Annotated in this window: 7 protein-coding genes; 4 read left to right on the top strand and 3 right to left on the bottom strand. The window is 76.5% G+C overall.

The annotated features are described in order from the left end of the window. Nucleotides 1-575: 575 nt before the first annotated feature. Together VM95_RS07260 and VM95_RS07265 are read left to right on the top strand one after the other, a co-directional pair. Entirely contained in the window at nucleotides 576-851 is a 276-nt protein-coding gene (locus VM95_RS07260) for a hypothetical protein (protein ID WP_078859663.1), read from the top strand. A gap of 330 nt (nucleotides 852-1,181) precedes the next feature. Beyond that, nucleotides 1,182-1,637 carry a YjbQ family protein gene (locus VM95_RS07265; protein WP_078859664.1) on the top strand — a complete coding sequence of 152 codons (456 nt, stop codon included), beginning with the start codon at nucleotides 1,182-1,184 and terminating at the stop codon, nucleotides 1,635-1,637. A gap of 37 nt (nucleotides 1,638-1,674) precedes the next feature. Here VM95_RS07265 and VM95_RS07270 read toward each other — a convergent pair whose 3' ends face one another. Together VM95_RS07270 and VM95_RS07275 are read right to left on the bottom strand one after the other, a co-directional pair. Then, nucleotides 1,675-2,244: a DUF1990 family protein gene (locus VM95_RS07270; protein ID WP_045693185.1), complete on the bottom strand. Its 570-nt coding sequence runs from the start codon at nucleotides 2,242-2,244 to the stop codon at nucleotides 1,675-1,677. A 115-nt stretch (nucleotides 2,245-2,359) separates the two neighbouring features. Then, complete coding sequence (locus tag VM95_RS07275; protein WP_078859665.1) at nucleotides 2,360-3,547, bottom strand: FAD-dependent monooxygenase; 1,188 nt, start codon at nucleotides 3,545-3,547, stop codon at nucleotides 2,360-2,362. A 235-nt stretch (nucleotides 3,548-3,782) separates the two neighbouring features. Here VM95_RS07275 and VM95_RS40040 point away from each other — a divergent pair, with 235 nt between their 5' ends. Then, nucleotides 3,783-4,949, top strand: a complete 1,167-nt coding sequence (locus tag VM95_RS40040; RefSeq protein WP_078859666.1) for a TetR/AcrR family transcriptional regulator C-terminal domain-containing protein — start codon at nucleotides 3,783-3,785, stop codon at nucleotides 4,947-4,949. A 9-nt stretch (nucleotides 4,950-4,958) separates the two neighbouring features. Beyond that, complete coding sequence (locus VM95_RS07285; protein ID WP_045693187.1) at nucleotides 4,959-5,204, top strand: hypothetical protein; 246 nt, start codon at nucleotides 4,959-4,961, stop codon at nucleotides 5,202-5,204. A 58-nt stretch (nucleotides 5,205-5,262) separates the two neighbouring features. Here VM95_RS07285 and VM95_RS07290 read toward each other — a convergent pair. Then, on the bottom strand, nucleotides 5,263-6,178 hold a 916-nt coding region (locus VM95_RS07290; RefSeq protein ID WP_045693188.1), incomplete at its 5' end, for an SbcC/MukB-like Walker B domain-containing protein.

Consider the following 6,178-nt stretch of genomic DNA (forward strand, 5'->3'; position numbering starts at 1 on the left):
CAGTCGGTGGCGGCCGGGCCGACCCTCTACGGCCGGCCGCCGGTCCGGGCAACCGCGCGAGCCTGGCCGCCGCAGCGTCGAGGCGGCCGGGCAGTGGCCCGCGGGGAGCCGGAGTCCCGCATCGAGTCTTTCATGACTCGAACACACGCGTGGGTGCGGTGCGGGCACCCGTGCGCTGCGTGCGTTGGAAGAGATATTGCTTGGAGCTTACCCGGGAGTCAATCCCTCGAATGTGTTCACTTCATGAACCCGGTGACCGCACCGCGGGTGATCGCCGACCGCCGTTCATGATCGCTTTGTCGACGTGGCGCTTGTCCCCTATATGGGCAAGCCGATCCGGGGGCGCACCGCGGACCCGGCCCGTGCGCCCGTCCGTGCATCCGGGCACCGCTGGCGGGAGGCGGTCCGTGCACCCATCATTGATGCCTAGTCGTGACCGCCCGGGTGGCCCCTGGTGCGCCGTCAGTTGACGTCGCACGGTACGGTGGCAGCACACCAGGACGGTTGCGCGAAGGCCGTCCGTCACGGATAGTCTTCGCCTCACGGCCCTGGCGCCTCGTAGGGGTGGGAAACAGATGGAACACATGCAAGTGCGGACTCGGCCCCGTGTGCCGGCGATCCAGTGCGGCGTCGGCGCGACCGGCCGCCGGATCGACCGACACCTGGCCGTACTCGGCGCGCCCGCACTCTCGGCGGTCGACACCGCCGAGGCGCTCGGGCTGATAAGGGAGCTCACCCCGCGCGGCCCGGCCGCCGCGGACGCTCCGGCGGCCCGGCGCCGCCACACCCGGGTCAAGCTGCTGGCGCCGCTGCGGCGGCTGCGGCGGACCCTGTTCGGCGGGCGCGGCTAGCAGCCGGCGGCCTGCCGCGTCGGGGGGCCCGGCCTTCGGGCCGGGGTTTCGGCTTCGGGCCTCCGACTCGGGGGTCACGGGCCTCGGGCTCGGCCTTCGGGCTCCGAGCGCGGGCTTCGGCCCGGTGGACCGTCCGGTCCGCCGGGCTTTCGTCATGCCCGGCCGCGGCTGGATCGCTGCCTGATCGCCGCCTGGCCGCGGCCGGTTGCCGTCCGGCCGCCGCCTGGCCGCGCTGGTCCGAACCCCCCACCCTATGCCACGGCGCCCGCCCGGCACCGGCGGACGGCGGCGCGGTACGCGCGACCCGTCGGCCTGGGTCAGGATGGCGGCATGGCGGACAACACCCATCCCACTCACCCCACCCACCCCGGCCGGTTCCGGACGGCCACCTTCGAGATCACCACCGGCAGCCGCGAGGTCGCGCTCGACATCACCGACCGCTGCGCCGCGTTCCTCACCGAGCACGCCGCCGGGCGCGACGGCCTGCTCAACGTCTTCGTCCCGCACGCCACCGCCGGGATCGCCGTCCTGGAGACCGGCTCCGGCAGCGACGACGACCTCCTCGCCGTCCTGCGCGACCTGCTCCCCGCCGACGACCGCTGGCGCCACCGGCACGGCAGCCCCGGCCACGGGCGCGACCACGTGGTGCCCGGGCTGGTCGCCCCGCACGCCACGCTGCCGGTGATCGGCGGTCAACTCGCCCTCGGGGTCTGGCAGTCCGTGGTGTTCGTCGACACCAACGGGGACAACCCGCGGCGCACCGTGCGGCTGTCGTTCCTCGGCTGACCCGGCTGGCCGGGCCGGGCCGCGGGCCGGGCCCGGCTCAGGCCCCGTCGCCGCGCGGGTCGCGGCAGTGGGCGGCGACGGCGGCGAGGTAGCGCTCGATCGCCAGGTACTGGCACAGCAGCGCGACCGGACGGCCCAGCCGGGCGTACCAGGCGGCCAGCCGCGAGAAGGCGGTCACCTCGAACCACACCTCGCCCGCGTCGTCCATGGACACCAGGAACGCCTCCTCGCCGCACTCCGGGTGCCCGGGGAGCGTCCCGTAGCCGAAGCCGATCCGGTCCGACTCGTCCACCGTCCACACCACCCGGCAGGGGATCACCACGCGGGGCCACCGGCTTCCCGGCGGGCTCAGCCGCAGCAGCACCGTCGCCCCCGGCTCGGCCGGCGCGTGCGGGTACACGGCGAACCCGGTGCCCAACTGGCTCCCCCAGCCGAGCACGTACCGGCCGGCCCGCGCCAGCACCGCCCGGCCGTGCCCGAGGTGCACCCGGCGGCGCAGGTGCGCGTAGCCGTCCGGAAGCCGGCCGCCCCGGGTCGCGCCCACCTCCGGGTAGGTCGGCGCGGTGGCGTGGGCGGCGAGCAGGCGGCGGCGCAGGTCGGCGGTCATGCCGCCACCCTAGGGCGAGCCGTCCGGGCGGCGGGTCGGAGGGGGCGGCGGCCCGGTGGGGCGGCGTGGGTGGTGGGGCGGCGTGGGTGGTGGGGCGGCGGGGTGGCGGGGTGGCTCAGGCGTCGAGGGTGATCGCGTTCTTCGCCCGCTCGACCGACTCCTCCGAGGCCGGGCCGCCCGGGTTCTCGGTGGCCAGCGCCTGGTTCAGCCGGACGAACGGGCGCAGCCGCTCCTCGTACGCCGCGAAGGCCGCGCGGTGGTCGCCGCCGCAGCCGGCGAGGGCGTCGGCGAGCACGTGCGCGCCGACCAGGGCGAGGCTGGTGCCCTGGCCGGACAGCGGGGACGGGCAGGAGCCGGCGTCGCCGAGCAACGTGACTCGGCCTCGCGACCAGCGGTCGAGGTGGATCTGCGTCATCGGGAAGCAGGTGAGGTCCGGGGCGTCGGCCAGGGCCCGCAGCAGCCGCTCCCGCTCCCAGCGCAGCGCCGCCATCCGTTCGGCGACCAGGGCCCGATCGGCCTCGGGGCCGGACCGGGCGTGCGGCGTCGGGCCGTCCGGCAGGGGCCCGGCCGCGAAGCCGAAGCCGATCCGCAGCTCGGTGTTGCCGCGCGCCGGGTAGATGCCGAAGCCGATCCCGCCGTCGCGCAGCCACAGCTGCCAGTCCTCCAGGCCCAGGAAGTTCTCGGCGCTGAACAGGGCCAGGTGCAGGCCGAGGTGGGTGGCGAACCGCTCCTCGGGCCCGAAGGCGAGGCGGCGCACCGCCGAATGCAGGCCGTCCGCGCCGACCACCAGGTCGAAGCGGCGCGGGCCCGCCTGCCCGAACCGGGCGAGCACGCCGTCCTCGTCCTGGTCGAGCGCGGTGACGGCGTCGCCGAACACGAACTCGGCGCCCTCCTCGGCGGCCCGCCCGTGCAGGATGCGGACGAGGTCGTCGCGCAGCAGCTCGACGTCGTCGCCGTCCAGCCGCCCGGAGCTGTAGGTGCTGTCGGTGGAGCGGTGGACCTCCCGGCCCTCGCCGTCCAGTACGGACATGCCGCGCATCCGGGTGCGGTGCTCGCGGACCGGCCCCAGCACCCCGAGCCGGTCGACCACCTCCAGCGCGACGCCCCGGACGTCGACGGCCTGCCCGCCGTCGCGCAGCCCGGGCGCGCGCTCCACCACGGTGGGGGCGAAGCCGCGGCGTGCGAGCAGGGCGGCGAGTGCGCAGCCGGCTATGCCACCGCCGGAGATGAGCACGGTCCTCGGCGCGGTCTTTGGCGCGGTCCTCGGCGCGGTCCTCGGCGCGGTCTTCGGTGAGGTCTTCATGGGGCGGCTCCCTCGCATCGGTGTGCGCCGGGCGGCGAGCTGCGGGCCGCCGGCGCCGTACGGTGTACGCGGCCTGAATGTACGGCGTACGCATGGGCCCGCCAACTGGGCTTTCGGCGCTACTGAACTAGGACAGGACGGGTGCGGCAGGGGAGCGTGGCTGGTAGCTTCTGCACTAGGACAGCCGTGGTCGGCCGCCGCGCTGAGACGGATCTCACACGAGGAGGGCCACCGTATGGCCGGGAAGCCCGAGCCCGCCCTGCCGCCGTACCGGCGGATCGCCGACGAGATCGGGCGGCGCATCGCCGAGGGCGCCCTCGCTCCCGGGGAGCGGGTGCCCTCGACCCGCCGGATCGCCCGCGAGTGGAACGTCGCGCTCGCGACGGCCACCAAGGTGCTCACCACCCTGCGGCTGGAGGGCCTGGTGGAGACCCGGCCCCGGGTCGGCACCGTGGTCGCGGCTGCGGGCACCGCCCGCCGGCGCCCGGCCGAGCCGGGTCCGGTTCCGGTGTCGGTTCCGGCAGCGATGTCGTCGGCGTTTCCGGCGCCGGTGTCGTCGGCGGCCCGGATGCCCGGCGAGCAGGCGGCGGGCGAGGGTGGCGAGCTGACCCGGGAGCGGATCGTCCGGGCCGCGACGGAGATCGCCGACCGGGAGGGGCTCGCCGCGCTCTCCATGCGCAGCGTCGCGGCCCGGCTCGGCGTCGCCGCGATGTCCCCTTATCGACATGTGGCGGGCAAGGACGACCTCGTCCTGCTGATGGCGGACGCCGCCTTCGCGGAGGAGGCCTACCCGGCCGAACCGCCGGCCTCCTGGCGCGAGCGGCTGGAGACCGGCGCGCACACCCTGTGGCGGATCCACCGGCGCCACCCGTGGCTCGCCCAGGTCGGCGTGCTCACCCGCCCGTTGATGCTGCCCGCGCTGATGGACCACGCCGAGTGGGCGCTCGGCGCCCTGGACGGCCACGGCCTCGACCCCAGGACCGTCCTCGACCTGCACGTCCTGTTCTACAGCTACGTCCAGGGCATCGCCGTCCACCTCGAACGGGAGGCCCAGGCCGAGGCCCGCACCGGCCTGACCGAGGAGCAGTGGATGGACCGGCAGGGACCCGCCCTGGCCGGGATCGTCGGCGGCGGGCGCCACCCGGTGTTCGCCCGGGTCGTCGGCGAGCTCGGCAGCGACGGCTACGACCTCGACCTGGACGCGCTGTTCGCCTTCGGGCTGGGACCGCTGCTCGACGGCGTCGCCGCCATGATCGCGGCCGCCGCCGACCCGGCTCCGATGGCTGTGGATTCGACGGCCGGGGATTCGACGGCCGGGGGTTCGACGGCCGGGGGTTCGACGGCCGGGGGTTCGACCGCCGGGGCCGGGGTCGCCTTGCCTCCGGCCGGGGGTGCGGAGTAGGAAGGCGACATGAGCGACGGCACCCCCACGGACACCCCCGCGACCGGCGGCCCGGCCACCGACCCGGCGGTCTGCGACCTCGCCCCGGGCGGCGGCGCCGAGGCCGCGCTGCGGCACGATCCGGCGGCCACCGGCCCGCGCGCCGACTGCGTGCTCTGCGGCGAGCCGACCGAACTGCCCGCCGACCGGCCCGGCAGCACGCTCTGCCCGGTCTGCGCCTGGCAGCAGGCACAGCGGATCGCCTGCTCGGGCTGACCGGCCGCCCCCGCCGCCTCGCCCGTCAGCTCCCCGCCTCGCCCGTGCGCCTCCCCGGCTACGCGTCCTCCCGACCGGCCAGCGCCAGGGTCGAGCCGTGCCGGCCCTTGCGGACCAGCAGCTGCGCCGGGATGCGGCTGCGCAGGTCGGCGACGTGGCTGACGATGCCCACCGCGCGGTCCCGCTCGCGCAGCCCGTCGAGGACGTCCATCACCTCCTCCAGGGACTGTTCGTCCAGCGTGCCGAAGCCCTCGTCGATGAACAGGGTGTCCAGCGGCATGCCGCCGGCCTCGTCGGTCACCACGTCGGCCAGGCCCAGGGCGAGCGACAGCGAGGCGAAGAAGCCCTCGCCGCCGGAGAGCGTCGCCGTGTCCCGCTCGGTGCCCGTCCAGGCGTCGACCACGCGCAGCGCCAGCCCCGAGCGCTTGTTGCCGGTGCCCCGGTCGTCACTGTGCACCAGGGTGTAGCGGCCGCCCGACATCCGGACCAGCCGGTCGCTGGCCGCCGCCGCGACCTGCTCCAGCCGCGCCGCCAGGACGTACGACTCCAGGCGCATCCGCAGCCGGTTCTCGGTGGACGTGCCGGCGGCCACCCCGGCCAGCCGGTTGATCCGCCCGAACCGCTCCAGCGCCGGGCCCAACTCGGCGGCCAACGCGGCCAGCTGACGCCCGATCACGGCCAGCGCCGCGCACCGCTCGACCGCCGCCGCCCGCGCGGCGTGCGCCCGGCCGAGCCGGTCGGTGGCGGCGGCCAGCGCGGCCGCCGCGGCCGCCAGGTCCACCGGCGGACGGGCCGCGGCCTCGGCCAGCTCCGGCAGCGCCAGCTCCCGCCGCACCGCCGCGGACTCCGCGCGGTGCCGCTCCAGCCGCCCCGCCAGCCGCTCGCGCTCCTCGGCCGGCAGCAGCACCGCCAGCGCCGCCCGGGAGTCCGGGAAGCCGGCCGCCGCGGCGGCCCGGCCCAGCTCCTCCTCCGCC

Origin of the sequence: Streptomyces rubellomurinus (assembly GCF_000961885.1) — a bacterium.
GTDB lineage: Bacteria > Actinomycetota > Actinomycetes > Streptomycetales > Streptomycetaceae > Kitasatospora > Kitasatospora rubellomurina.

What these genes read in the sequence shown, in the direction of transcription:
- VM95_RS40040 (WP_078859666.1), top strand. Translation starts at nt 3,783, where the DNA reads ATGGCCGGGAAGCCCGAGCCCGCCCTGCCGCCGTACCGGCGGATCGCC.
- VM95_RS07270 (WP_045693185.1), bottom strand. Translation starts at nt 2,244, where the DNA reads ATGACCGCCGACCTGCGCCGCCGCCTGCTCGCCGCCCACGCCACCGCG.
- VM95_RS07275 (WP_078859665.1), bottom strand. Translation starts at nt 3,547, where the DNA reads ATGAAGACCTCACCGAAGACCGCGCCGAGGACCGCGCCGAGGACCGCG.
- VM95_RS07285 (WP_045693187.1), top strand. Translation starts at nt 4,959, where the DNA reads ATGAGCGACGGCACCCCCACGGACACCCCCGCGACCGGCGGCCCGGCC.
- VM95_RS07260 (WP_078859663.1), top strand. Translation starts at nt 576, where the DNA reads ATGGAACACATGCAAGTGCGGACTCGGCCCCGTGTGCCGGCGATCCAG.
- VM95_RS07265 (WP_078859664.1), top strand. Translation starts at nt 1,182, where the DNA reads ATGGCGGACAACACCCATCCCACTCACCCCACCCACCCCGGCCGGTTC.